The organism is Bacillus sp. z14 (2026) (genome assembly GCF_058313575.1).
This window is the reverse complement of the sequence record NZ_JBZFQK010000003.1, coordinates 120,700-147,324: the sequence shown is the minus strand read 5'-3', so window position 1 is coordinate 147,324 and position 26,625 is coordinate 120,700. Positions and strand designations below refer to the sequence as shown.

General features: G+C 37.1%; 19 protein-coding genes and 1 other annotated feature. Of the genes, 14 read left to right on the top strand and 5 right to left on the bottom strand.

All coding sequences use genetic code 11. From position 1 onward, the window contains the following. Positions 1-65: 65 nt before the first annotated feature. The 5 genes from AC4G3O_RS11755 to AC4G3O_RS11735 all read left to right on the top strand — a co-directional run bounded on the left by AC4G3O_RS11755 (position 66) and on the right by AC4G3O_RS11735 (position 7,696). Positions 66-755, top strand: a complete 690-nt coding sequence (locus AC4G3O_RS11755; protein WP_139892251.1) for a response regulator transcription factor — start codon at positions 66-68, stop codon at positions 753-755. Next, positions 742-2,220 carry a HAMP domain-containing sensor histidine kinase gene (locus AC4G3O_RS11750; protein ID WP_491136365.1) on the top strand — a complete coding sequence of 493 codons (1,479 nt, stop codon included), beginning with the start codon at positions 742-744 and terminating at the stop codon, positions 2,218-2,220. Before AC4G3O_RS11755 ends, AC4G3O_RS11750 begins: the two co-directional genes overlap by 14 nt. Positions 2,221-2,481: 261 nt before the next feature. Then, positions 2,482-3,942 carry a S1C family serine protease gene (locus tag AC4G3O_RS11745; protein WP_139892253.1) on the top strand — a complete coding sequence of 487 codons (1,461 nt, stop codon included), beginning with the start codon at positions 2,482-2,484 and terminating at the stop codon, positions 3,940-3,942. Between the two features lie 173 nt (positions 3,943-4,115). Continuing rightward, positions 4,116-6,329 carry an alpha-galactosidase gene (locus AC4G3O_RS11740; protein ID WP_491136215.1) on the top strand — a complete coding sequence of 738 codons (2,214 nt, stop codon included), beginning with the start codon at positions 4,116-4,118 and terminating at the stop codon, positions 6,327-6,329. A gap of 107 nt (positions 6,330-6,436) precedes the next feature. Then, positions 6,437-7,696: an ATP-binding protein gene (locus AC4G3O_RS11735; protein ID WP_491136214.1), complete on the top strand. Its 1,260-nt coding sequence runs from the start codon at positions 6,437-6,439 to the stop codon at positions 7,694-7,696. A gap of 60 nt (positions 7,697-7,756) precedes the next feature. Here the strand turns inward: AC4G3O_RS11735 and helD are convergent, their stop codons facing one another. After that, the gene (gene helD / locus AC4G3O_RS11730; RefSeq protein ID WP_491136213.1) at positions 7,757-10,090 is read right to left on the bottom strand and encodes an RNA polymerase recycling motor HelD; all 2,334 of its coding nucleotides are present in this window, start codon (positions 10,088-10,090) and stop codon (positions 7,757-7,759) included. A 177-nt stretch (positions 10,091-10,267) separates the two neighbouring features. After that, positions 10,268-12,394 (bottom strand): MMPL family transporter, encoded by a 2,127-nt coding sequence (locus AC4G3O_RS11725; RefSeq protein WP_491136212.1) that lies wholly within the window; start codon positions 12,392-12,394, stop codon positions 10,268-10,270. Between the two features lie 202 nt (positions 12,395-12,596). Here AC4G3O_RS11725 and AC4G3O_RS11720 point away from each other — a divergent pair, with 202 nt between their 5' ends. Continuing rightward, positions 12,597-13,109 carry an acyl-CoA thioesterase gene (locus AC4G3O_RS11720; RefSeq protein WP_066106417.1) on the top strand — a complete coding sequence of 171 codons (513 nt, stop codon included), beginning with the start codon at positions 12,597-12,599 and terminating at the stop codon, positions 13,107-13,109. Positions 13,110-13,179: 70 nt separating this feature from the next. Here the strand turns inward: AC4G3O_RS11720 and AC4G3O_RS11715 are convergent, their stop codons facing one another. Further along, entirely contained in the window at positions 13,180-13,761 is a 582-nt protein-coding gene (locus AC4G3O_RS11715; RefSeq protein WP_066106420.1) for a YdcF family protein, read from the bottom strand. Between the two features lie 644 nt (positions 13,762-14,405). Then, positions 14,406-15,257 carry an MBL fold metallo-hydrolase gene (locus tag AC4G3O_RS11710; RefSeq protein ID WP_491136211.1) on the bottom strand — a complete coding sequence of 284 codons (852 nt, stop codon included), beginning with the start codon at positions 15,255-15,257 and terminating at the stop codon, positions 14,406-14,408. Positions 15,258-15,603: 346 nt separating this feature from the next. On the opposite strand from AC4G3O_RS11710, the gene rodA reads away from it, so the two are divergent. From rodA to AC4G3O_RS11690, 4 genes are all read left to right on the top strand, one after another. After that, the gene (gene rodA, locus AC4G3O_RS11705; protein ID WP_066106425.1) at positions 15,604-16,776 is read left to right on the top strand and encodes a rod shape-determining protein RodA; all 1,173 of its coding nucleotides are present in this window, start codon (positions 15,604-15,606) and stop codon (positions 16,774-16,776) included. 243 nt (positions 16,777-17,019) lie between these two features. Then, positions 17,020-18,147, top strand: coding sequence for a GGDEF domain-containing protein (locus tag AC4G3O_RS11700; protein ID WP_491136210.1), 1,128 nt, complete (start codon positions 17,020-17,022; stop codon positions 18,145-18,147). A 425-nt stretch (positions 18,148-18,572) separates the two neighbouring features. Continuing rightward, positions 18,573-19,259: a Crp/Fnr family transcriptional regulator gene (locus tag AC4G3O_RS11695; RefSeq protein WP_491136209.1), complete on the top strand. Its 687-nt coding sequence runs from the start codon at positions 18,573-18,575 to the stop codon at positions 19,257-19,259. Between the two features lie 85 nt (positions 19,260-19,344). Then, positions 19,345-19,968, top strand: coding sequence for a hypothetical protein (locus AC4G3O_RS11690; protein ID WP_139892259.1), 624 nt, complete (start codon positions 19,345-19,347; stop codon positions 19,966-19,968). 79 nt (positions 19,969-20,047) lie between these two features. On the opposite strand, the gene argS is transcribed toward AC4G3O_RS11690, so the two are convergent. After that, positions 20,048-21,733 carry an arginine--tRNA ligase gene (gene argS / locus AC4G3O_RS11685; protein ID WP_140461733.1) on the bottom strand — a complete coding sequence of 562 codons (1,686 nt, stop codon included), beginning with the start codon at positions 21,731-21,733 and terminating at the stop codon, positions 20,048-20,050. A gap of 52 nt (positions 21,734-21,785) precedes the next feature. Beyond that, positions 21,786-21,996: a binding site (T-box leader), on the bottom strand. 142 nt (positions 21,997-22,138) lie between these two features. On the opposite strand from argS, the gene argR reads away from it, so the two are divergent. From argR to arcD, 4 genes are all read left to right on the top strand, one after another. Beyond that, positions 22,139-22,594 (top strand): arginine repressor, encoded by a 456-nt coding sequence (argR, locus tag AC4G3O_RS11680; RefSeq protein WP_066106440.1) that lies wholly within the window; start codon positions 22,139-22,141, stop codon positions 22,592-22,594. A 231-nt stretch (positions 22,595-22,825) separates the two neighbouring features. After that, positions 22,826-24,058 (top strand): arginine deiminase, encoded by a 1,233-nt coding sequence (gene arcA / locus AC4G3O_RS11675; protein WP_066106443.1) that lies wholly within the window; start codon positions 22,826-22,828, stop codon positions 24,056-24,058. Between the two features lie 48 nt (positions 24,059-24,106). Continuing rightward, entirely contained in the window at positions 24,107-25,117 is a 1,011-nt protein-coding gene (gene argF / locus AC4G3O_RS11670; RefSeq protein ID WP_066106447.1) for an ornithine carbamoyltransferase, read from the top strand. A 70-nt stretch (positions 25,118-25,187) separates the two neighbouring features. Continuing rightward, a complete protein-coding gene (arcD, locus tag AC4G3O_RS11665) occupies positions 25,188-26,603 on the top strand; it encodes an arginine-ornithine antiporter (RefSeq protein ID WP_066106450.1) in 1,416 nt (471 codons plus the stop codon). The last annotated feature ends 22 nt before the right edge of the window (positions 26,604-26,625 follow it).

Here is a 26,625-nt window from a genome sequence, read left to right as displayed (position 1 = left end):
GAAAATCTCCGAGTTATCGGGGATTTTTGTCCTATCTTTTAATCCTCGAGGAGTGAGTACGAAAGATGCAAAAAATCATGATTGTAGAAGATGAAAAAGCCATCAGCCAGGTTTTAAAGGCTTACTTGAAGAAAGTAAACTACGAAGTTGAACAAGTATTTACAGGTGGTGAAGCCATTGCTAAATTTGAGGAGTTTCAACCGAATCTTGTTTTGCTCGATGTTATGCTTCCAGGTATGAGTGGATGGGATATATTAAAAGAAATTCGTACGAAAAGCGCATGCCCTGTTATTATGCTCACAGCACTTGGTGATATTAATTACAAGCTCACAGGCTTAAATGATGGAGCTGACGACTATATCACTAAACCCTTCATTGGAGATGAAGTGGTTGCCCGTGTCCAGGCAGTATTGAGAAGATCTGGACAGGTCATTGATGATAAGGAAAAGAAACAGTTTGGCGCGTTGTGCATTAATATGAAAGCTCATAATGTTACATTAAATGGAGTAGAGCTTGACTTAACACCGCGCGATCTCTCACTGCTCATCTTCTTGGCACAAAATCCCAATCAATTATTTACGAGAGATCAATTAATTGATCATGTATGGGGGATGGATTACGACGGCAGTGACCGAGCGGTAGATTTGTCCATCAAAAGGCTGAGAAAGTCTCTGCAAAACTGGCCTGCATCTGAAGGAGAAATTAAAACTCTGCGAGGATTGGGGTATCAATTAAGTGTCTATGAAAAAAAATAATAAACTGCAAATGTATTTTCTGAAGCACTTGGGTCAAAAAAAGAAAAACCATCCGACTAAACGTGTCAGTTTGTTGAAATACTGGACGACACGATATCTGGTTACCCTGTTTATTGGACTTATTGTCATAGGATTCCTTACAGGAATCATTATCAGGCAATCCACTCTTAATAAGAACCTGGATATTAATAAATATTTGGCTGAGGAAGTAGCAGCGCGAATACTGGATCAAATGGTTGGAACTGATATTCAAACAGAGCAGAATCCAGAGGTTTTTGCCAATCGAAAAAAATTATTAGAGGTCAGCGGCAATCCGTCCATTTATGTGGTGGATGTAAATGGAAAAATAGTAATTGAGAATCGTTCAAGTAATCACCTTAATGTATCTTCATTTTCAACTGCACTGCTTAATAGTAAGGATGAAGTGAAACAATTAAACAATATTGGTGGCAGAGATTATTATTTGGTTAAGCGGCCTATGATTGTGAATGATACGGTGATTAGTTGGATTGTCGTTATGCAATCTGAGGATGAGTTAACTGCAGTAGATCAGGAATACAAATTACTTTTGATTATGATTTTAAGTTTGGCCTTGCTCGGATGGGTTGCGATTTACTTTTTATCCAAAAGACTGGTTAAGCCGATTGAGAATGTAGCTGAAGCAGCTAAGCAGGTTCAAAAAGGAAATTATAATATTGAACTTATTGAAGAGGTAAATGAACAGGAAGTTTATGATTTAGTCCATTCCTTTAAGGAAATGGCTATTAAATTGGAGCAGCTTGAAGCTATGCGAGCTGAATTGCTGGCAGGTGTAACACATGAATTAAAGACGCCTGTAACGTCTATCAGCGGTTTGCTTCAAGCCGTTAATGATGGAGTTGTAACAGGGGAAGAAGCAAAAGAGTTTCTGGCCATATCCTTACAGGAAACGACTCGTATGCAAAAAATGGTGGGAGACTTATTGGAGTTCAACTCCTTTACAGCCAATGCCATCCCTGTTAACAGAGAGTCTGTAAAAATTGGTGAGGTCATTAATGAAATGATTTACCAATGGGATATTGTGCAGGATGATCAACTTGTTAAAGTTACTGTACAGCAACCAAAAGAAGATATGGTAGTATCGGCGGACCCTCTGCGATTGCAGCAAATTATGATTAATCTCTTGAATAATTCCAAGCATGCTATTCAAGGAGAGGGAACGATAGAGGTCCGTATTTATAAATATGATGAGGATCATGTCGCAATCGATGTACAGGACAGCGGTTCGGGAATCCCGCTTGCCGAGCAGGATTTAATATTTGAACGTTTTTATCGAGGAGAAGATAAAAAATACAAAATCCGCGGTCTAGGACTAGGACTCCCATTCAGCAGAATGCTCGCCAATGCAATGGATGGAGATTTGGTATTAACGAATAGCAGTGAAGAAGGTACAACGTTTACCATAGTGCTGAAGAGCCTCGTTTAAGGAACGAAGACTAAAAGCGCCACTTCCTGTGGCAACGTCTTTGTGACCTACATCCTGTAGGCCCCCAGAACATAATGATTATGTTTAAAAGCTGCCAAAGAACAGGCAGCTTTTAAATTTTTTAAGAGGAGAAAAGATTTTGACATTTTGTTGACACATACAGTTAGTAAATTAGATAGTGAGAAGAGCAGAAATGCAATTATTCTACAATTATCGTAATATATTAAATAGACAGTTTAATGAGTGAGGAGAGGAATTTGGATGGAAAACAATAACCGTCGTGATTATGATGATTTTGATAGACCAATAGATACTGCTAATCAGGATAATATTCAGATTCCTGCATTACCAGATGAGAAAGATATTGAAACAGAAATTATTTCATATCGTGGATATCATGAACTAAGCTCTGCCAAGGAAGAAGATATGACAGATGAAAATAATGAACAAGTAAATGAATGCGTGGAAGTACAACCGCTTCAAGCATCTGATGATCAAGCAGAGGTTAGATCTACAAGAGAGAAGAAAAAAAGGTCCAGATGGCTGACACCAGTCATTACCGCAATTCTTGGTGGAATGGTGGCACTTGGAGCAGGTTCTTACTTAGGTTTTGTTGATTTATCAGGCGTACTGCCAGGTGATGATGGACCTGTTAAAACAGCCATTGCTACAAATGATAAGGTAAATGATGAGGATGGCCTGAAGATTGTTGACTCTACGAAAACAACCTCTGAACTAATTCAAATGATTGAGGAGGTTTCTCCTGCGGTTGTAGGTATAGTGAATATACAAAACTCATCTAATTACTATGACTACCGCCAACCAACAATCAATGAGGAGTCCAATAACAGCCAGGAGAGCGGGACTGGTTCTGGGGTTATTTTCAAAAAATCGGGAAAAGATGCATTTATTGTGACCAATAATCATGTTATTGAGAATGCAGATACTATTGAGGTGTCCTTGGCAGAAGGTACAAGGATAACGGCTGAACTGGTTGGAACAGATCCATTAACAGACTTGGCGGTATTAAAAATTGATGGAAGCAAAGTGACAAAAGTAGCCGAATTCGGAGACTCTGAAAAGCTAAGTGTTGGTGAACCAGTGTTGGCAATAGGTAACCCTTTGGGTCTTGACTTCTCGGGGTCCGTAACCCAGGGAATTATCAGCGGATTGCAGCGTACAGTAACGGTTGCTACATCTGCTGGTGAATGGGATATGGATGCAATTCAAACGGATGCAGCTATAAACCCTGGGAACAGTGGCGGAGCGCTTGTCAATTCCGACGGACAAGTTATTGGTATCAACAGTATGAAAATATCATCTGAAGAGGTTGAGGGAATAGGGTTTGCTATTCCAAGTAAGGATGTTTCAGATATTGTGAATGACCTTCTTGCCGATGGAAAAGTACAACGTCCATATATTGGTGTAGGCTTGCAATCTATATCCGAAATACCTCAATATGTATTGCAGCAACAATTGAATCTTCCTTCCGAGATAACAAGTGGAGTGTTAGTAACTCAGGTGGAAACCGGTTCTCCCGCTGCTGAAGCAGGTATAGAGGCTAAGGACGTGGTAGTGGCAATCAATGATGCGGAAGTCACTACACTTGGGGAGTTCAGAAAATACTTGTATTCTAATGCTGCAAATGGAGATAAGGTCAAAATCAAGCTTTATCGAAATGGGGTGGAGAAAACCGTATCTGTTACAGTAACGGAGAAATAATAACTGAGAATAACTGTCGACTGCCTTGCCCCCTTGGGTAGAAGACATTATTTAAATAGATGAAGATTTCGCTTTGAAGCCTTATTTTAAGGCTTCTTTTTTTTTTGCATTTATGAGCAAGTTGGTATTTTCGTGTACATATATATAGAAGAAAAGATATGAGGGAGATCAAAATGGGAGTGTCGTACTGTCCTAAACGGAAAATATTCCATTTGCAAGCTGGTGAAATGAGCTATGTGATAAAAATCTATCATCAAGCATATCTGTCTCATTTATATTGGGGGAAAAGGATCAAGGATGTGAATGAAAGCAATCAATTACAGTTTAAGTACCGATTGTTCTCTCCACAACCAGAAGGGTTTGACAGAACGTTTTCCCTTGATACGTTGCCTCAGGAATATCCAGCAAACAACACTGATTTTCGTACGCCGGCCTATCAAGTTCAATTTTCGGATGGTTCAGCCGTTACTGATTTAAAATATAAACATTTTCACATATATAAAGGGAAACGAAAATTAACCGGGTTACCTGCTACGTACATTGAAGAAGAAGAGGAAGCAACCTCTATAGATTTTACCCTTATGGATAATCAAACGGGGCTTCAGGCGATATTGACGTATAGTACATACGAGCAATCCAATGTGATCACTCGGTCAGTCCGGTTTATAAATCATGGAGATAACCCAGTATGTATACTTAAAGTCATGAGTGCTTCTGTTGATTTTAGAGAAAGCGAATTTGATTTGCTCACTTTATATGGCGCCCATGCGAATGAATGTAATCTATCGAGAAAACGTTTAACAGCCGGAAGCCATCTCATCGAGAGCAGACGTGGGGCCAGCAGTCATCAGCATAATCCCTTTATGTGCCTGGCAAAGCCAGATACAAATGAAGAGTATGGAGAAGTATATGGGTTCAGTCTGGTTTATAGTGGGAATTTTAGAGCGCAGGCTGAGGTTGATCAGTATGAAACCACGCGCCTTTCCATTGGTATTAATCCCTCTAATTTTAGTTGGCATTTGGGGAGAGGAGAAATCTTTCAAACACCGGAAGTCGTTATGGTTTATTCTTATAAGGGTTTCAGTGACATGTCGAGAACTTATCATGAATTATATCGCTTTCGATTGGCGAGAGGGCAGCACAGAGATTGTCTGCGGCCAGTATTGTTAAATAACTGGGAGGCTACGTATTTTAAATTTGACTCTGACAAGCTTTTAAAGCTTGCACGAGAAGGTAAGGAGCTTGGGATTGAATTATTTGTCCTGGATGATGGATGGTTCGGAAAACGTAACAACGCCAAAACTTCTCTTGGAGATTGGTATGTAAATAAGCAAAAATTACCTGGCGGGTTAAAAAAGCTGGCAGAGCAAATTAATCAGCTTGGGATGAAATTTGGGCTTTGGTTTGAACCTGAAATGGTATCTATGGAAAGTGACTTATATCGAAATCATCCCGATTGGTGCATTCAAGTGCCCAATCGCCCGAAATCATTAGGACGTAATCAATTGGTCCTCGATCTAACAAGAGCCGAGGTATGTGAGTACATTATTGAATCGGTTTCAAATGTCTTATTATCTGCTCCTATTAGCTATGTGAAGTGGGATATGAATCGACATATGACGGAAGTGGGGTCACTTGCTTTACCTATAGAACGCCAAAGAGAAACAGGGCATCGCTACATTTTGGGACTATATTATATATTAGAGGTATTGACTAGCCGCCATCCAACGGTCTTATTTGAGAGTTGTTCAGGGGGAGGGGGAAGATATGATCCAGGAATGCTGTTTTATATGCCTCAGGTGTGGACGAGTGACAATACAGATGCTGTCTCAAGGTTGAAAATCCAGCACGGAACAAGCCTTGTGTATCCGCCGGTGACAATGGGAGCTCATGTGTCAGCAAGCCCAAATCATCAGGTGCATCGTCACACTTCTTTAAACATGCGTGGACATGTTGCTATGTCAGGAAATCTAGGATACGAGCTGGATTTTACCAAACTGAGTCAATTAGAAAAGAAAATGATTAAAGACCAGATTTCCTTGTATAAGGAAATTCGTTCGATTATACAATTTGGCACGTATTATCGATTACTTAGCCCATTTGCAGGAAATCAGGCAGCTTGGCAATTTGTCAGTCAAGATTTATCTGAAACGGTTGTGATGTATTTCAGAATGATGGCACAGCCTGCAGAACCGTTCCATATTCTGAGGCTCAGGGGGTTAAATCCCGAGAAAGAATACCTCGATAAACATACATCCTTAATATATGGTGGAGATGAATTAATGTATGCAGGACTTTCTATCCCGGAAATGAAGGGGGATTATTGCAGTATGTTTTGGAGGCTCGCCTTTGAAGGTTACGAAAAGATTAATAATATAGAGTTCTAGCTTTTATGAGTTTAGATTAATATACTGAGACTTCTAAAAATAATAATTTACTTTGGATATATTTTCCTCTAAACTTCAAGTATAGATGTATTTAGAAGGAGAATCAGATGACAAGTGAATTCATTGCAAAGTTATTTATTAATCTATTTACCATTCTGATTATTATTCAATTCATTTACTTTTGGCATGTTAAATATGGGGTACTTGGAGTGATTAATCCTTTAATCGTTGGAATTGGTCAAGCGATTGCGATTCTTGTTAATATTGTATTCTTCACTGCTGAATCACCTCCTGGCATTCAGATCATGAATTTTAGTTCTATATCCATTGTTATCGGTATATTTTATGGTGGGTATGCAATCGGTATCAGTTTATACATGCTGACATTTACTGCGTCTATCCTTTACACCTCTTCATTTGAATGGTTTCACTTTTTTTCAGGCATGTTTGTCCTTTTCTCTGCAATGGTTATGAGAAAGCAATACTTCAAACTAATGACCAGGCAGCGTTTAGTTGCCTCCTTTGTAACGGCGCTTATTTCCTCTTTGGCTATTATGGAGATTTTTACAATTATAATGATTAACGATATTAAAACACTAAATCAAATTTTATATGTTTTCTTGTATATAACTGGAACGGTCTGGCTTGTTTATTCAATAGAAAGGCTAGAGAAAAACAGAAACTTTAAAAGTAAATTGATTGATACGGAAAAGATGCAGTCTGTCAGTCATTTAGCAGCCTCAATTTCACATGAAGTTCGTAATCCATTAACAGCCACGAAAGGATTTTTACAATTATTAAGAAGTGATGAGAATCTTACGAAGGAAAAAAAGGAGCAGTATATTGATATTGCGCTATCCGAATTGGACCGGGCTGATAACATTATTAAAGATTTTCTGGCGTTTGCTAAACCGCATATTAACAGTAAAGAAGATATCAATATTCAAGCAGAGTTGAATAAAGTAGCTGATATTGTTCAGCCGCTGGCTACTATGCGAAATGTACATATTCAGATTGAAGTAGCTTCCTTTATAGTGAGAGGAGAAAAGCAATTATTTCAGCAATGTTTCGTTAATATCTTAAAAAATGGAATCGAATCAATGGGTCATGGGGGTTCTCTTACAATCAACACGGATCATAAGAGAAAAGGTGTAGATATACATATCATCGATACGGGCATTGGTATGACCAATGAACAATTAAAGCGTTTGGGCGAGCCCTATTATTCAACAAAAGGGGTAGAAGGAACAGGTCTTGGAATGATGGCGGTATATCGGATAATTGATTCGATGAAAGGGTCAATCCGTGTAAAAAGCAAGCCTGGTGAAGGGACAGCCTTTACCATCTATTTTCCGGGACAAGAATAAATAACTCCATAAATGGAGAAGACCTGAAGGGTTATAGCCCATTCAGGTCTTTTTATGCCTTTAATCAACATGGTATAAATCAGGCGGTATCCCATCAAGAAATGGACTCATTTCATCACTGCTAACCAGATAGAGTTCGTGCATAGCTCTTGTACAAGCCGTATAGAATAATTTTCTCTCCAATTCGCGGCTATAGGTTTCTTTTGATGCATCAAAAATAATGACAGCATCGAATTCAATTCCTTTTGATAAATAGGAAGGCAGAATTAATATTCCCTTATTATACGAATAGGTGTTTTTTTGCATGAGCTGGACATCGAGGTTTTTTGATAATTCTACGTAGGCATTCCGAGTTTCTTCTTCTGTTTTGCATATAATCGCAATGGTTTGATGACCAGCGTTCTCCAAAGAAGCGATCAGATTCATTATTTCCTGGGTCCGTTCTGAATTGTTATTTACGATTTTTATTGTAGGTTTTGGCCCAGTTCTATTAAATGGCTCAATTTGGACATTGCCCAAAATTTCCTTCGTAAAGTCAACAATTTGACGGGTTGATCGGTAGCTCTTTGTCAGAACCATCTTCTCAAAGCTCTCTGACTCATACAGCTCATTAGACAGAAGGGTTGGCGCATTCATCGAATGAGCATAAATAGCCTGATTAAAGTCGCCTAAAATGGTCATTTTACTATTTGGAAAAAGTTGTTTAAGAACAGCAAATTGAAATGGCGAATAATCCTGTGCCTCATCAATAAATAAGTGCCGGATAATATTATTAGTTTTTCGCCCCTCCAATTGTGCCTTTAAATAAATATAAGCTGTTGCATCTTCATTGGCTAATTGGTTTTGTTTGCATTTGTCTAAGGTGTAATCACAAATCCTTGGCCATGATTCAGGATAATCTGCATCATTGATATATTTATAGCCATTAAGGAAGAAGTTCTTATAGATAGCTTTTACATGGATAAATTTTAGATTTTTAATGGCTTTTTTTATTGGATTAAAATATTTACGAACTAATTTTTTTGCCAATTCATCTTTCTCGTGTTCAAAATCATTAAATGTGTCCTCTGACAAGCGATCTTTTGCCTGAATCTCCAAATAAGTCTCGGTATATTCATCTGTTTCAAGTAACTCTAGTTCATCTTCTACCCATTCTTTTTTATATTCGAGTTTTTCTTTTTGATCCAGCTTTTGTAAAAGCCAATCCTTCACGGTCTGCATATGAAGTTGGATAGGACTCCTGTTATCAAGAGAGTAAAAGTATTCCGCAATTTCACTTGCCGAAATAAGTGTTTCACCGCGAAAAGAAATTGTTTTAAATTTTAAATCCTGTCGACTGAGATGATGAATATAGGCATCTATCAATTGTTTATACTGCAAATGGGATTTAAAACGAATTCCTTCAAGTCGAGCCTGGTAATATTCATCCTGTTCATTTTTCAATACGTATTCCATTTGCTGAAAAGGATCCTCGATATCAAATTCGTTACCTACATACTTTTCGATATAATCCTGAAAAGTAATTTGTTGCATGTTTTCTTCACCTAAATTAGGCAGAACAGTGGCTATATAGCTGTTGAATAAGGGATTTGGAGAAAATAATAAGATATGATCTGATTTGATCTTCCCAAAATAACGATATAGTAAAAAAGCCACGCGCTGAAGGGCAGCCGAAGTTTTACCGCTTCCGGCCACACCCTGGACGACCAAATACTTACTTTGTACGTTACGAATAATTTTATTTTGCTCTTTTTGAATCGTTGCAACAATATTCTTCATTTGATTATCCGCACGGGTGCCAAGAACTTCTTTTAAGAGTTCATCCCCTATTGTTAAGCCGGTATCAAACATACTTTTAAGCTTTCCATTTTTGATGATATATTGTCTCTTTAGCTCCATCGTGCCCGTGATGGACCCTTCGAGTGTTTGATATTCAGCGGGTCCGGGTGAGTGGTCATAGTATAGACTCGAGATTGGGGCACGCCAATCATAGATCAGGAAATTTTCATTGTTCTGATCCATTAGAGAAGCAATTCCAATATAGACTTGATCTATTTGTTCTTCACCGTCTTCATGAAAATCAATCCTGCCGAAATATGGGGAGTCTTTAAGTAGGTCCAGTGTTTTTAGTTGCTTCGTAATCTGATGTTGGGTTCTTTCTCTTTCTGACAGTAATTCAGATTGCTGTTTTATGCTCGCCAATGTTTCGACTGCATCCTCAACATTGTCCATATTGACGGTGACATCTTCCCAAAAGGTTTTACGAATATAAATGACTTCATCCTTGAGTCCACCTGATGATTGGTTCAGCTTATTGGCTTTATTCTCAATAATCTTGATAATGGTTGATAGTCGTTGTTCTTCCTGTTGTTTAGCAAAATTTTGTTCGGTCATATCCTGTCCTCCTAGTGATTCGGATATTGATACACAGTCATACTTTCTATAATGGTTGATTTTGGTGAATATAATGAAAGACGGATCAAATTATTCTTTTCCAAACTATAAAATATCAATACCCGGTATCGGTGACATTTAAATCCTGTCATCAATACCGGGTATTGGTGGGTTAAATTACAGTTTAGTTGAATGAACTTCTTTCTGTTGATCTGCATCTTTTTCAAAGAACAGGATTAGAGAAGGCAGTAATAGGCCTCTTACAAGGAATGTATCCAATATAATGCCTATTGCTACAATAAAACCAAAAACAAATAAAACGGCTATGGGCTGTGTCATTAATACAGCGAATGTGGCCGCAAGAATGATTCCAGCGGAGGAAATGACACCGCCTGTATTAGCCACCGCGATTTCTACAGCTTTTTTAACAGGGTGCTTTTCACGTTCTTCTTTGTATCTGGATATTAAAATAATATTATAATCGATACCCAGTGCTACAAGGAAAACGAAAGCATACAGCGGTACACGGGTGTTAATAGCATCAATACCAAATAGGATATCTGTTAAAAATGTTCCAAGGCCTAGAGCTGCCAGGAAGGATAGCAAAATCGTTCCCATCATATAAATCGGCATCTTGAAGGATCTGGTCAGAACAAACAGTAGGACTAAAATGAGTAATGTTTCTGCAATGACAATCACGATAATATCCCGATCATTAATGGTTCGATCGTCCACTTTTGTAGCAGTTTCTCCAGCGAAGTATAGCTCCCCTTCAATGTCTGCATCTTTTAAGAGCTTATCTGATTTGTCTCGTATGGACTCTAAAGCATCTAAGGATTCTAATGCATATGGACTTTCTGAAAATGAAAGGCTGTACTGTAGTGCTTTTCCATCTTCAGTAGCACCTGATTGGCGAATACTTGCCACTAGATTTTGTTCTTCAAGTGTTTTTGCAAGTTTTTCACTTTGGTCTTTTGAAATAGATTGTTCAGATTTAAGTAAAACGGTTGTTGGTGCCAAGTCACCTTTATCGAACTTTTCTTCCACAATCTCATAGCCTTCGCGAGATTGCATATCCTCTGGGAATCCTTTTACTGTATCAAATTCATATTTTATATTAAATATGTTTAAGGCAGAGATAAGTAGAATAGCAAATACAATTCCTCCAGCCATTAAAGGCTTGGTGGTAACAAAGTTTGCAGTTCTGGACCAGAAAGTAGCTTTTGTTTGAATGCTTTCCCCAACCTGAGGGACCTTAGGCCAAAAGGATTTTCGGCCAAATAGGGTAAATAAAGCCGGAACGAGTGTCACTGATGCGATCATGATGATAAACATCGTTGTGGCAAAGGTAGGTGCAAAGCTTTGATAGTCCCCATTTTTAGCTAGGAATAGGACAAGCATGGCAGCCAAAACCGTCCCGCCTGAGAAGAAAACAGGTTCGCCTGTTTCTCGCATCGCCAAACTCATTGCTTCATGCTTGCTGGTATAACGTTTCAGTTCTTCTCGATATCGTGCAAAGACAAATAGAGAATAATCTATTACAGCTGCAAATAAGAGAATGGTCATAATGGAGAGAGATTGCGTGCTCATTTCCAAACCAGCTTTCCCCATTATTCCGAGTAACTGATCTACTACTATATACACAAAACCAGCAGCCAAAAGCGGAATAAGTGCCAATAATGGGGAACGATAAATAACAATTAGCAGGACTAAAATCAATCCAACTGTTGAAAATAATAAGACAAGGTCGGCTTTTGAAAATAAGCCCAATGTATCAGCGGCAATTCCCGCCGGTCCAGTAATCTTGAATGTCATATCAGCAGTGGTATCTTCTACTGCAGCATAGATATCCTCAATACCGGCTTGAATCTCTTTTGACTCAAGTGAGCTTTCAAAATTAAGCGGTACAACAGCTGTTGTTCCATCCTTTGATAAGAATTGTACCTGTGCCTGTGGAGGCAGTGAAGAAAAAGGAACAGCTTCCTTAACTCCTTTTATATCTTCCTTAATGATCACATCCATCGCTTGACTTATTGTCTGCGTGTCTGCTTTTCCTGACTCAGCTGAGAATACTAAAAGGGCTGGGACCCCCTGATCATCTTTAAAATATTTGTTCAGTTCTTCGTTGGCAATAACGGATTTTGCATCATCAGGTAATGTTTGTATACTCGACACATCATAATCTTTGGCACTTGGTGCAAATAAGAATAATCCTAAGGTCACCACTAACCATGCAATTAACGTTATCCACATGCCGCGTTTAGTAGTAACCCTATCTGTTAGTGCGGCTAATAATCTCTTCAATTAAATTCCTCCTTCAGGAAAGGTTATGGGAATTATACGCATACCATAATTTAATTAAATAATTTATACAACAATTTATCAAATTTGATGATTCCTTAAATTGTACTAATATTGTCTGTACACTGAATCGTATTGGTTGAAACATTCCATATAGTAAGATATAAAAAGAATAAATGAGCGTAGAAGGAAAGAAGGTAACAACTTGGAAACAAAGACATGCAGTGAAACAAGAATTGTAAAAACAAACCGTATATTTCCGAGCGATGTAAACGATCATAATACGTTATTTGGCGGAAAGTTAATGAGTGATATTGATATGACAGCTTCACTTTCAGCGACGAGACATAGCCGTAAAACGGTGGTTACGGCTTCAACAGATTCTGTAGATTTTCTAAATCCCATTACAACCCGGGACTCTGTATGTTTGGAGTCATATGTGACCTATACTGGTAAGAGCTCTATGGAGGTATTTGTAAAGGTAATTGCTGAAAATTTAATGAGTGGAGAACGTAAAATTGCAGCCACAGCATTTCTTACTTTTGTTGCACTAGATGAAGGAGGAAGGCCATGTCGTGTTCCAACCATCGTCCCTGAAACTGAGGAAGAGAAGAAACTGAATGAGACAGGGAGCATTCGCGCTGCTAAACGAAAACTTCATCGTATCCAAAGTAAGGAGCTTGCTGAATACATCACAACAAAAAGACCGTGGGAATAACAAGATGTTACTAAAAAGAAATGCAGAAAATGGGACAGCCATAATCTACATTTCTTTTTTTTGATTCCAATCACCAGCTAATGTCTTTTTTTAGCCGATAGGATGTTATAGCCGCGTACTCCCTGACATGTGACTTCAGCCTTGAAATTTTAGGTGTTTTAGCTGGGATTCCAGTTAATTTTAAATCTAGTTTCTCAGCTATTTTGATTGTTCGATAGAGGTGGTAATCATTTGTTACAACGGCACCAGAATTTAGGTGGCTTGGTATAAGTTCTTTAGAAAATGATATGTTTTCTTTCGTGTTTGTCGAAGCATCTTCGAGAATTAATCTGTTGCTTGGTATACCGTATTCCTCTAATCCTCTTTTCATTGCCTCAGCTTCTGAAATATCCTCACCATCTCCCTGGCCACCGGATAGGATTGCCATACATTTAGGATGATTTATTAAAAAGTCAGCCGCAGCATCAATACGGTACTTTAGTGACAGAGATGGTGTTTCACCTTTTACTCTTGCCCCGAGTACAATAATATAATCAATTGTTTTCTCCTGTTCTTGATTTGCGTAGCGATACATATTGAATTGAAGAATGGATATGTAAATAAGTAAGATTATGATAATAGCTGTAAAACTTATCAATAGAATCCTTTTCACCTTTGGCAGCTCCTTTTCAGCATTTCTAAGATAATCATAAAGGAAATATGGAGGGGTGTGTAAAATAAATAGGTAATAATTAACAAAAAGTTCAAAATGTAGGCATTTATTTGAATGGGATATGAGTTATTATTAAGGCAGAAGGATTATATACAAAGTTTTAACCTATAAAGAGGCTCAATCAACGTGTTTGTTTCGTAGAGGTAAGTCACTGGAAAAGGCGAACAAAGTAAAAATATTTATTATATCCTTAAAATTAAATGGAATTGCAGCATAATTCGTGCGAATCATTCTAACCTTACAGATTATGTGAACGAATGTGATAGAGGGTACAGGGATAGAGAAATGAAATATATAGTTGAGTTTCTTGTAATGTTAGAAAACGGAACCTGCACAATCAGCTGATTCGTATTTTATAAGTAACCGATGACAAATGTATTTTAAATTTATCAGCTGTTTATGATTGAGTCTCTTTGTATGTTAACTGAAGGATCCTTCGATTACGGAAATAGAGAAATGAAAAAAGAGATTAGAGGTAGAGAAACTATCTAATCTCTTTTTTTATTTTTATAGAAGGTGATTTAACAGGACATTCTCGATTGTCTATAGAGGCATCAAAAAGGGTGTCCATTTGAAAAAAGTGCCTATTCTTCTTCCTTGTAAATACTGTGTTTCGGAATGGCCATCTCATCAAAATTGGATGCTAGGATGTTAAGCTCTTTTTTTAAATATTCCTCAAGGAGAGGAAGACCATGACCTGTTACAGCAAAGTTTGGATTTAGCTGGTTTAATTGTATGACTGAATCTTTTGCGGCTTTCCAGTCTGTTGTGAAATAACGGGGCGGACCGCTGATTTCTTGTTTTTGAGTAAGGACTTTATAAAGGGATTCCTGTTTTACACCAACAAATGCATCTCCGGCAATCAGGAAGCCGTCATCTTCTCGGTATAATGAAATATGTCCAGGTGTATGCCCAGGCGTATGGATCCATCTCCATCCAGGCATTTCAGGAACACTCCCATCAGCAGGAAGAGGTTGCACTTTATTGCCAAGATCAATGCCGTGATTAGGAAAGAAGCGGGCAATATCCGGAACAAGTCCGCCCTCTGCTTTATAGTCAGGTTCAGGATAATTCTTTTGTCCGGTTAAATAAGGGATTTCCAGCTCATGTGCATATACGGGCACATCCCACTTATCCAGTAATTCTTCGAGTGCACCAACATGGTCAAAGTGGCCGTGTGTTAAAATAATCGCTTTTGGCATACTGCCTTCACCGAACCGTTTGTTTACTGCTTCAATAATTTCGTCATCTGCTTTAGGCATACCGGCATCAATCAGAACAAAATTTTCTTGATTAGGAAGGCCGGCCAATGTCACATTGACAATTTGCGTATTCAGGACATAAATATCTTCTTTTACCTCAATACCCATTCCGCTTGTAGAGGATGTTAAAGGAATATATGTATGACGGAATGTTTGTTTAGATTTATGTTCCATAAAAGATCACTCCTTTAGTCAACTCTGTAAGTAGTATGTACCCTTATTACTTTTCTCATTAACACTAATCATGAAAATAGAAAAAATTAACGGTTTTAAGCTTTCTAACAGATGCGAATGTTTTCTTTTTTGTTCAAATCTATAAAACTGGTACAATTAGAATCCATTAAAAATAGTAAAAAGAAGAACTGTATTGCAGAAAGTGGAATTGATAATGATTTATATGTATAATTATCTTTTTCAGGAATTATATTCTTGATGCCGTGTCAGTTGTGATTTTATCTTGTTCAAGTATAATAAAGAAAATGGCTACTGGCCTAACTAGTAATGAATATGGTGGTTTATCATGTCTAACAATAAAAATTTCACGTCGAGAATAGATTATGGTCTTCTATTTATTGTATTTTTGCTTTTTATAACAAGCTGTATGGCTATATATAGTGCACAAACGACAGGTCAATATGCCGAAAACTTTCTTGTAAAGCAAATTGTCTGGTATATCGTAGGAATCAGCCTTGCATTTGTGATTATGAGATTTGATGCTGACCAAATGAAAAAAATGAGCTGGTATTTATACTTCTTTGGCTTATTTCTATTGATGACCATTATAATTGCACCAACAAGTATTGCTCCAGTTGTCAATGGAGCAAAGAGCTGGTTTAGATTTCCTGGTATTGGTTCAATTCAGCCATCGGAATTTATGAAGGTATTTCTAATTTTGGCGTTGGCGGCTCTTATTCAAAATCATCATTTGAAGCATCGGATTAAAACACTTCAAACGGACTTCATCCTTTTATGTAAAATCGTACTTACTACAGCTATTCCGATTTTGCTTGTCATGAAACAGCCCGATTTGGGTACTTCTCTTGTCATGATTGCGATTATGGTTGGGATGATTTTTGTATCGGGTATCACTTGGAAATTGCTTTTACCGATATTTGGCGGTGGCACACTGTTAGTTGGAGTTATTTTTTACCTCGTTGTATGGCATCCAAATATTATGGAGAAATATTTCCATGTTAAACAGTATCAATTTGGGCGTATATATGCATGGCTTGATCCGTATAACTATACTTCCTCAGAAGGATACCAGTTAATTAAATCACTATTAGCGATTGGATCCGGCACCACATCCGGTAAGGGATTTGGAAATAGGGAAGTTTACTTGCCAGAAGGTCACACAGATTTCATATTTGCTGTCATTGGAGAAGAATACGGATTCCTTGGTTCAAGTATTGTCATCAGCTTATTCTTCTTATTGATCTATAACATGACAAAAATTGGACTTGAAACTAAAAATGATTTTAATACCTATATATGTGTTGGTGTAATCTGTATGCTGACTTTCCATGTGTTTGAAAATATTGGGATGACGATCGGCTTGCTGCCGATTACCGGTATTCCTTTACCATTTTTAAGCTATGGGGGAAGTTCATTGCTCGGCAATATGATGGCGCTCGGATTAATATTCAGCATAAGATACCATCATAAGAAATACATGTTTTCTACATCTTCATAAGGAAATTAACATTGAATACCTCTTGCTGATCTTAAATCGGCAGGGGGTATTTTTTGTTTAATAACAATCTAATATGGCTCAAAATAGATGTTTTTTATGAATGATAAATTACTATTTTATATTTAGTTTAAGAATATGTTACATGGCAGTTATTGTTATTTTTTATTTTATAATAAAGAGATAGTCATATAAAACCACATAAGTGCGAACTATATAAATAATATGTAAAGAAAAGGTGAATGAATGAGACAAAAGTCATATGGAAAATTACCGGGTTTATTTATAGGATATTATCCGGTATTTCTCACTCTGTTTCTCTTGTTATTAGGCTTGAATTTTATAGTAATCCTATTTGATTATGAACATTTGGAATTTGGAACAATCCTCCTCTCTGGTTTATTGATTTTTGTTATTAGTCTTCAATCCTATTACATATCCAGACAGCCAATAAACGTGGGTGATATGGAGAGGGGACAATCTATTAATTCGATTTTATATGGAATCATTATCAGTGATTCCCAAGGGAAAATTATTGATATAAATCGAGTTGGGAGTGAGATCCTTGGAATAGCAGCTGAAAGTGCTTCTTCTGTATCATTGATTGATGGCCTATGGGGACTCGTAGACAGAAATGGAAATCTAATGCATAAAAATGATATCCCAATATCGGTTTCATTAAATACTTGTAAACCGGTTGAAAAAGAAGTTATAGGCATAAAAAATTTCAAATTTCAACAGCCTATTTGGCTCGAAGTTAGTGCCAATCCTGTTTTAAATGCAGATAAACATATAGAAGCAGTTGTACTCGTATTCAGTGAGATAACTGACCAATTTAATTCAATAAAACTATTAAATGAAAAAAATGAACAATTACGGCAAATGTCATTCACAGATTATATTTTAAATATCCCAAATCGACGTTATTTTAATTCTTATTTAACTGAGGTTTGGCTTGAATCTAAAAAGTCTGGAACACCTGTTACATTATATTTAATCGAAATTGATTATACGAAGGAGTATAGGAGAGATCAGGAATTTACCTATAGTGACCAAGTATTAATGGAAGTATCTAAAAAATTATGCGTGGCAGTGAACGGAGAGGGAGTGGTAGCTCATATAGAGGGAAGCAGATTTGCTGTCATCTTTTCAGGACTATTTGGTAAACAAATAAGAGAGTGGCAAGCCGAATTAAGAAATGGGCTTATTCAGCTTGTAGATGAAAATAAATTAGCATCTAATATAATTGATTTCACTGTATCTATGGGAGCGTCTACACGGGTAGCGACAGACAATTTAGATTACTCTATTCTTATAGAAGAAGCAAATGTTGAATTGAATCAGGCAAAAATAAGTAGTGCTGCGAGAATGTAAATGACGTTCCAATTAAACAAATATGTATAGAGTTAAAAAAAGTATGTATTTTAATAATAAATTTATTAAAAATACATACTTTTTTGTTTTTTTATCTACTTTTAATTATTTTAATATAATTTTTTGATAATATTAAAGAAGAGATATTATACATTTTGATAGTAATAGAATAGAAACTATATTCAAATCATACGTATGGTTACTCGCTCCCATACTATATTACTGCAAGGATAAGGTCCAATCGATCAGCATCCGGTATGTTTGTAAAATAATTTAAATGTCAATGGAGTGAAATAAGGTTAAGTAGAATCTTGCCTTAAAGGGATTTTTATATTGTTATCAGCTCTAAACATATTTTGTTTGCAAGCTGAATTTAATAGAAGAATTGATAGTAAACTGAACAATACATATAAGTGGGTGTTCGAATGAAAGCAAAAGCAATTCAATTATTAAGACAAGTTGACCTATTTTCGTGCTTATCAGAAAAAGAGATAAAAGAACTGGAGCCTTTTATATATGAAAGAACATATAAGAAGGGTCAATATCTATTTTTTGAAGGAGATCCGAGACTCAGGATATATATATTGCTTGAAGGCTTTGTTATGCTTGAAAAATCGAATCAACAGGGTAGCTTATTATATACAAGTTACGTCAAAAAGAACACGGTCTTTCCTTATATGGGCTTATTTAAAAATGAGGACTACAATCACAATGCCGTTGCAGAAACAGATATTCGGGTCTTCTATATGGTAGCGGATGCATTCGAAAGTATTGTGGCAAAAAACTCTGCACTTCTTAAAAAAGTAATCCTACAAGTCAATGAGTTGCTTGCGGTACAAGAAAATCGAGTTAAAAACGTTATGACCCCTAGTGCACATGTAAGAGTGTTGAATACGATTGATTATTTAATGAATGATTTGGGTGAAGAAGAATCAGGGGTCATTCGTATTAACTGTCCGATTACAACAACCAAAATTTCTGTTATGTCCGGAACCTCCAGAGAAACCGTAAGTATGGTCGTAAATAAATTAAAGAAGGATCAGATTCTATCCATAAAAGATCGAATGCTTCATATTCATAAACCTGAATATTTTGAAGAAGAAGTTATTTGAGGAAAATTTATGAACTGATTAATTGAAAATCTCTCCATCTCCCTACTATAATAGGAATATTATACTAAAGGGATGGAGGGGTAATGTGATCAAAACTTCCTATCATACACTGGGAGCAGTTATATTTATTTGGGGGTTAGTATTACAACTGAAATGGCCCGGTCAGGATGAAACTATAGGCCATCAACTGTTTCAAGCGTACTCTATTCCTGTTACAGCCGAGATTGGGGTCTCTTATGTTTGGATTGTATCCATTATCATTCAGGTCAGCGGAATCTTGTTATTTTTGAAATGGCTATTTATGGAGCATCCTCAGATTTTAAAGAAATATATGAAATTTGAACCGGTATTCTTGGTTGTCTTATTGTTTGCTATTCCTTTTGTAATTAACAGTCTATTAAGTACTTCTGCCAAAACGTATATTTATGCTGCTGAGAATGGAGCTAATGCTATAGAATATTTGGAAAGCGAATGTACAATAGAAGAGCAGGATGAAGGTAATCTGTATGAATGCAAAATTATACTGCAAAATTATGAGCATCAATCACAGCAGGTAACGTTGCATTTTCCTGTTTCCGATTCGGTAAAGAAAGAAAAACAAGTAACAGCTTATTTACAGGTTCATGAAAAAAAAGAGATTAGAGTGCAATTTACAGCTGATGAATTAGCCGCTTTCGAAGGGGTACCTGAATTTACAATTCAATCATAATGGTCTTAATAGAAAATATCGGAGAACCGTGTATCATAGAAGCGGTTCTCCGATATTTTTTATTGAAGGTTAGCTGGGATTACATTTCCTGCGGTGCTTCCATTCCTAATAAATGCATGCCTTCTTCAAGAACGATGGTAATTGATTTTATTAAAGCCAAGCGATTTTGCAATTCACTGTCATTCTCTAATATGCGTATATGTCCATAATAGCGATTAAATGATTGAGCCAAGTCAATCAAGTATTTAGCAATAACGGATGGCTCCATTTTTTTGAAAGACCGCTCAATCACGGATGGAAATGCCAGCAAATGCTTTACAATATCAAAGCTATATTCATCACTCAAGCCTGCTGATGCACTAGCAGGAGTAAAGGCCTTTCTAAGAATAGAATGGGCACGAGCATTTGTATATTGTAAATAGGGACCAGTTTCACCTTCAAATTTTAGGATGTCTTCGAGCGAGAATTCAATATTATTCATACGGTCATTTTTCAAATCGTTGAATATAACAGCTCCTACGCCTACTTGTCTTGCAACCTCATCTTTGTTATTTAAATCAGGATTTTTATTCTCAATATTCTTACGAGCAAGCTCGATTGATTCGGCCAGCACTTCCTCGAGGAGGACCACTCTTCCTTTACGAGTCGACATTTTTTTGCCGTCTTTCATAATCATTCCGAATGGTACATGTGAAATGTCGTCAGCCCAGTCAAATCCAAGTTTCTTTAAAACAGCTTTAAGCTGTTTAAAATGTAAGGATTGTTCATTTCCGACTACATATACAGCCTTGGCAAAGTCGTAGGTACGGTAACGGTATAAAGCAGCTGATAAATCCCGTGTTACATAAAGAGTCGCACCATCGGATTTTTTGATTAAACAAGGTGTTAATCCCTCTTCCTCTAATTTGACTACCATGGCACCCTGATCTTCTACAAGCAGGCCGCTATTCTCAATTATTTCTATAACCTCTGCCATCTTATCATTATAAAAAGCTTCCCCATTAAAAGAGTCGAATTGAATGCCAAGCAGCTCATATATTTTCTCGAATTCCTTCAGGGATTCTTCTTTGAACCATTTCCATAATTTCGTGGCTTCTTCGTCCCCATCTTCCAGCTTTTTGAACCAGTCACGTCCCTGTTGCTCTAGCTCAAGTTCTGTTTCGGCTTTTTCATGAAAGATAATATATAACTTTAAAAGTTCGCTGATGGGACTCTTTTTAACTTTTTCTTCATTTCCCCAAGCTTTATAGGCTACAATTAATTTTCCGAATTGAGTGCCCCAATCACCAATGTGATTAATTTTAACAGGGGTATAACCGCATTTTTTAATAATATTGGCTATAGAGGCTCCGATTACTGTGGAGCGAAGGTGCCCCATCGAAAAGGGCTTGGCGATATTGGGTGAAGACATATCAATTGCGATATTTTCACCATGTCCAAGAGAAAGTGTGCCGTACTGATGTTGATCAGTTAATATCGTATTCATTACTCTTTCACTGATAGACTTTTTATCGAGGAAAAAGTTAACATACGGTCCAATAGCTTTTACATCCTCATAACGTTCATCCTTTAGTTGGTCAGCTAATGTTACTGCAATTTTCTGCGGAGATTGCTTCCACAGTTTTGCGAGAGTGAAACAGGGAAATGCCAAATCTCCATGCTCTTTGTTCTTTGGGGTTTCGACCAAAGACAAGCATGTTTCAAGATTTAAGTCACCTTTTAGTACTTCATTCATATGAGAAGCTACATCTAGTTTTATATCCATATCCTCAGCCTCCAGTAAAATATAATAAAAAAAGCCCGCCTCTTAAAAATCTTTAAGAGACGGGCTGTAAACCCGCGGTACCACTCTGCTTGTTCTAATGAACCACCTTAACTTTATAACGGAAAAGTCCGGCCCAAACTACTAAAGTTGTTCGAATGAGCATTTCAGAAGGGCGTTCCTTAAAACCATTAATACCAGGCTCTCACCATTCCCGGCTCGCTATAATTTGTATTTTAAGTACTATTCTTCATCATAAATATTATCTTTATTATTTTATATACAAATAGTATAGAAATTCCGAATAGAAAGTCAATACAAAATATTCTTTTGTATGAATATATTGCTCATCTATGCACAAATGAGTATAAATAGAATTATAGAACTTAGTAAAAGGAGTATTTTATTATGAATAAGGAAAAAAGACTCGCTATTATTAAGCAGGTAATTCAGAATAATGAAATTAAAACTCAGGAACAGCTGGTCGAAGAATTATCTAAGCAAGGGTTGCATATTACACAAGCCACCATTTCTCGAGATATCCGGGAATTAAGCCTGGTAAAATATCCATCTAAGACCGGAGGGACGAAGTATGGATTTATCGGAGATCATAAGTACAATGACACAATGAAACTACGTAAAAAAATGCAAGACGCATTATTAAATATTGAAAGAATAGAATATTTTATTATCCTAAAAGTATTACCTGGCCATGCCCACTCATTTGGGGCAATTTTAGATGAACTTGAGTGGGAAGAGAAGGCGGCAACTATATGTGGGAATGATACCTGTATGATTATTTGCCGTACAATCCATCAAGCAGAGGCCCTGGAAGAAAGGTTAAGAACAGTTGCAAATTTATAAGAAATATTTTTTTATATTTCAAGTATGATATGCAAAAAAATATACATAGTTATGCGAAATAATAGGAAATTAAAAATAATTAATTGAATATTCATACATAAACTTTTCTATTTAAAGAGATTTATGTGAGGATTTACACATTTTTTGTGTGTAAAAAATCACAAATCTCTTTTTTTCGTTCCTTTACACTAAAAATGTAAGAAAAATAAGGTGTGCAGGAGGAAAGGCAATATGACAAATCCAATTCATGTTACTTCTGAAATCGGCACTTTAAAAACTGTAATGTTAAAGCGTCCCGGAAAAGAAGTAGAAAATCTTACTCCGGAATATCTGGAGAGACTATTGTTTGATGATATTCCTTATTTGCCGATTATTCAGGAAGAGCACGATTATTTTGCTAATACACTAAGAGATCAAGGAATAGAAGTTTTATACCTTGAGAAGCTTGCTGCAGAATCTCTTACAAATCCTGAAGTGAAAGAGGAATTTGTTAGCCGCATGCTTGAAGAAAGCAATGCAAAGGTACAGGGTACATTTGAAAATCTTAAAGAGTATTTATTATCATTTTCAAATGAAGACATGGTTGACAAAATTATGTCCGGTATCCGCAAAAATGAACTGGAGATCAGCAAAAAAACACATTTGTATGAATTGATGGAAGACCATTATCCATTCTATACAGATCCAATGCCAAACCTGTATTTTACGCGGGACCCGGCAGCAGCTATCGGAAACGGTTTAACAATTAATAACATGCGCGAACCTGCAAGACGCAGAGAGTCCATGTTCATGGAATATATTATCAAGCATCATCCACGTTTTGCTGGTAAAGATGTTCCTGTATGGCTTGACCGTACTTATCATAACCCAATTGAGGGGGGAGATGAACTGGTATTAAGCCCAGAAGTAGTCGCAATCGGTGTTTCAGCAAGAACATCTGCTAAAGCAATCGAAAAATTCGCGCTTAGCATCTTGAATAAACAAAATCAATTCAAGAAAGTAATAGCTATTGAAATACCTAGCTGCCGTGCATTCATGCACCTGGATACTGTATTTACAATGGTAGACTACAATAAATTTACAATGCATCCGATGATTCAGGGACCTGGCGGTAAAATGAATATTTACATCCTTGAAAAAGGCGCTGATGAATTTAATGTAAATATCACACACCGTACTGACATTAAAGAGACTTTAAAAGAAGTGCTTAACTTGCCTGAACTTGAAATCATCCTTTGTGGTGACGGAGATGAAATCGCAGCTCCACGTGAACAGTGGAATGATGGTTCCAATACACTGGCGATTGCACCTGGTGTAGTTGTTACATATGACCGTAACTATATCTCAAACGAGTGCTTACGCAAACATGGTGTAAAAGTTATTGAAATCAAAAGCTCTGAATTGTCTCGTGGCCGTGGGGGCCCACGCTGCATGAGCATGCCTCTAGTACGTGAAGACATTTAATAAAAGATTTAGTTGATTAAAAGGTTATCGTTGGAGGGAGTATATAAAATGATTAAAACAAGACCAGACCTTAAAGGTAGAAGTTTCTTGGCTGAGAAAGATTTCACTGAAGAAGAATTCTTACACATGATTGATTTTGCTGCTGAGTTAAAGGAAAAGAAAAAACAAGGCATTCCTCACCGTTATATGGAAGGTAAAAATATTGCCTTATTATTTGAAAAACCATCAACTCGTACACGTTGTGCTTTTACGGTAGCTTGTACTGATTTAGGCGCTCATCCTGAGTATCTTGGAAAAGATGATATCCAACTTGGAAAAAAAGAATCTATTGAAGATACTGCTAAAGTTTTAGGCCGTATGTTTGATGGTATCGAATTCCGTGGCTTTGAACATGCAAAAGTGGAATCTTTGGCTGAGCACTCCGGAGTTCCTGTATGGAATGGTCTTACAGATTTATGGCATCCAACTCAAACTTTAGCGGACTTCTTAACAGTGAAAGAAAATGTAGGCCACTTAAAAGGCGTTAAATTCGTATACGTTGGGGATGGCCGTAACAACGTAGCAAACAGCTTACTTGTCGGCGGTGCAAAAGTTGGTATGGATGTACGTATCTGTTCACCGGAATCTTTATTCCCAGAAGCATCTATTGTTGAACTTGCTAAGGAATTAGCAAAAGAGTCCCAAGGCCGTGTAACAATCACATCTAATGTTGAAGAGGCAGTATCCGGCGCTGATGTTATCTACACAGATGTTTGGGTATCAATGGGAGAAGAAGACAAGTTCGCAGAACGTATCGCTTTATTAGCTCCATATCAAGTGAATATGGATATGATCAAAATGACTGGAAATGACAACGTGATCTTCTTACACTGCTTACCGGCATTCCATGACTTAGAAACTTCTTATGGTCGTGCGATTCATGAAGAGCACGGATTAGCTGAAATGGAAGTTACAGATGAAGTCTTCCGCAGCAAGCATTCCAAAGTATTTGATCAAGCTGAAAACAGAATGCATACAATCAAATCTGTAATGGCATTGACATTAGGAAATATTGAATAAGTAGATGAGCAGGGAATTGGTTCTACACAATTCCCTGCTACCATTATCAAATTAACGAGGTGAAGAAAAAATGGCAGAAGATAAAAAGATTGGCTTATTTGCCTTAATTGCCATTGTTATAGGTTCTATGATTGGAGGAGGAGCATTTAACCTTGCTTCAGATATGGCTGGTGCAGCTTCTCCCGGTGCAATTATTTTAGGATGGACAATTACTGGTATAGGGATGGTCGCGCTAGCGTTATCTTTCCAAAACTTGAATGATAAAAGACCGGATCTTGATGGTGGAGTTTACAGCTATGCTTCAGCTGGATTTGGTAAATTTATGGGATTCAACAGTGCTTGGGGTTACTGGCTGTCTGCATGGTTAGGTAACGTAGCATACGCTACACTTTTGTTCTCTTCCATTGGTTACTTTATCCCTATGTTTGAAGGTGGACAAAACATAGCTGCAATCATTGGTGCCAGCGTATTGCTATGGGCTGTGCATGCTTTAGTTTTACGAGGAGTTCACTCAGCAACACTTGTAAATACAATAACAACAATTGCAAAATTAGTTCCTATTTTCCTATTTATCATTATTGGTATTTTTGCTTTTAATGCGGATATTTTCTTAGACGACTTCTGGGGAACTGGTGCTGGCTTCAAATTTAGTGATGTTATGTCCCAAACAAAGAGCACTATGCTTGTAACACTTTGGGTGTTCATTGGGGTTGAAGGAGCGGTTGTTTTATCCAGCCGTGCGAAAGACAAAAAGGATGTTGGTAAAGCGACTGTCATTGGTTTGATTAGTACGTTAATCATTTACGTATTAATTAATATTATGTCTATCGGTGCAATGAATCGTGCAGAAGTAGCCGGTTTGGCTAATCCGTCTATGGCATATGTGTTTGAAGAAATGGTAGGTCCATGGGGAGCAACATTCATCAATCTTGGATTAATAGTCTCTGTCCTAGGTGCTTGGTTGGGCTGGACATTGCTGGCATCCGAGATTCCTTACTTAGCAGGTAAGGATAAATTATTCCCTAAATGGTTTGCAAAAGTTAATAAAAATGGGGCTCCGTCTAATTCTTTATGGATTACAAATGGTCTGATTCAAGTGTTCCTATTGACATTCCTTGTATCTGAGCAAGCTTATAACTTTGCATTTTCATTGGCATCTTCAGCTATTTTAATTCCGTATGCATTTACAGCATTCTATCAATTGAAATATTCCTTACAAGATACTGCCGCAGATCGCGTGAAAAACATTATTGTTGGTATTGTGGCAAGTGTATATGGTGTTTGGATGGTTTATGCAGCCGGTATTGGATACTTACTATTAACTATGCTTTTATATGCACCAGGTATCCTGATTTACAGAGCTGTACAGAAAGAAGCGAATATTAAACAAGTATTTACGAAAACAGAATTGGCTATTGCAGCAGCGTTTGTTGTATTTGCCGGTATGGCGATTGTTGGATTGATCAATGGAACTATTTCCATTTAATGAGTTCTAAATACAGACTGAT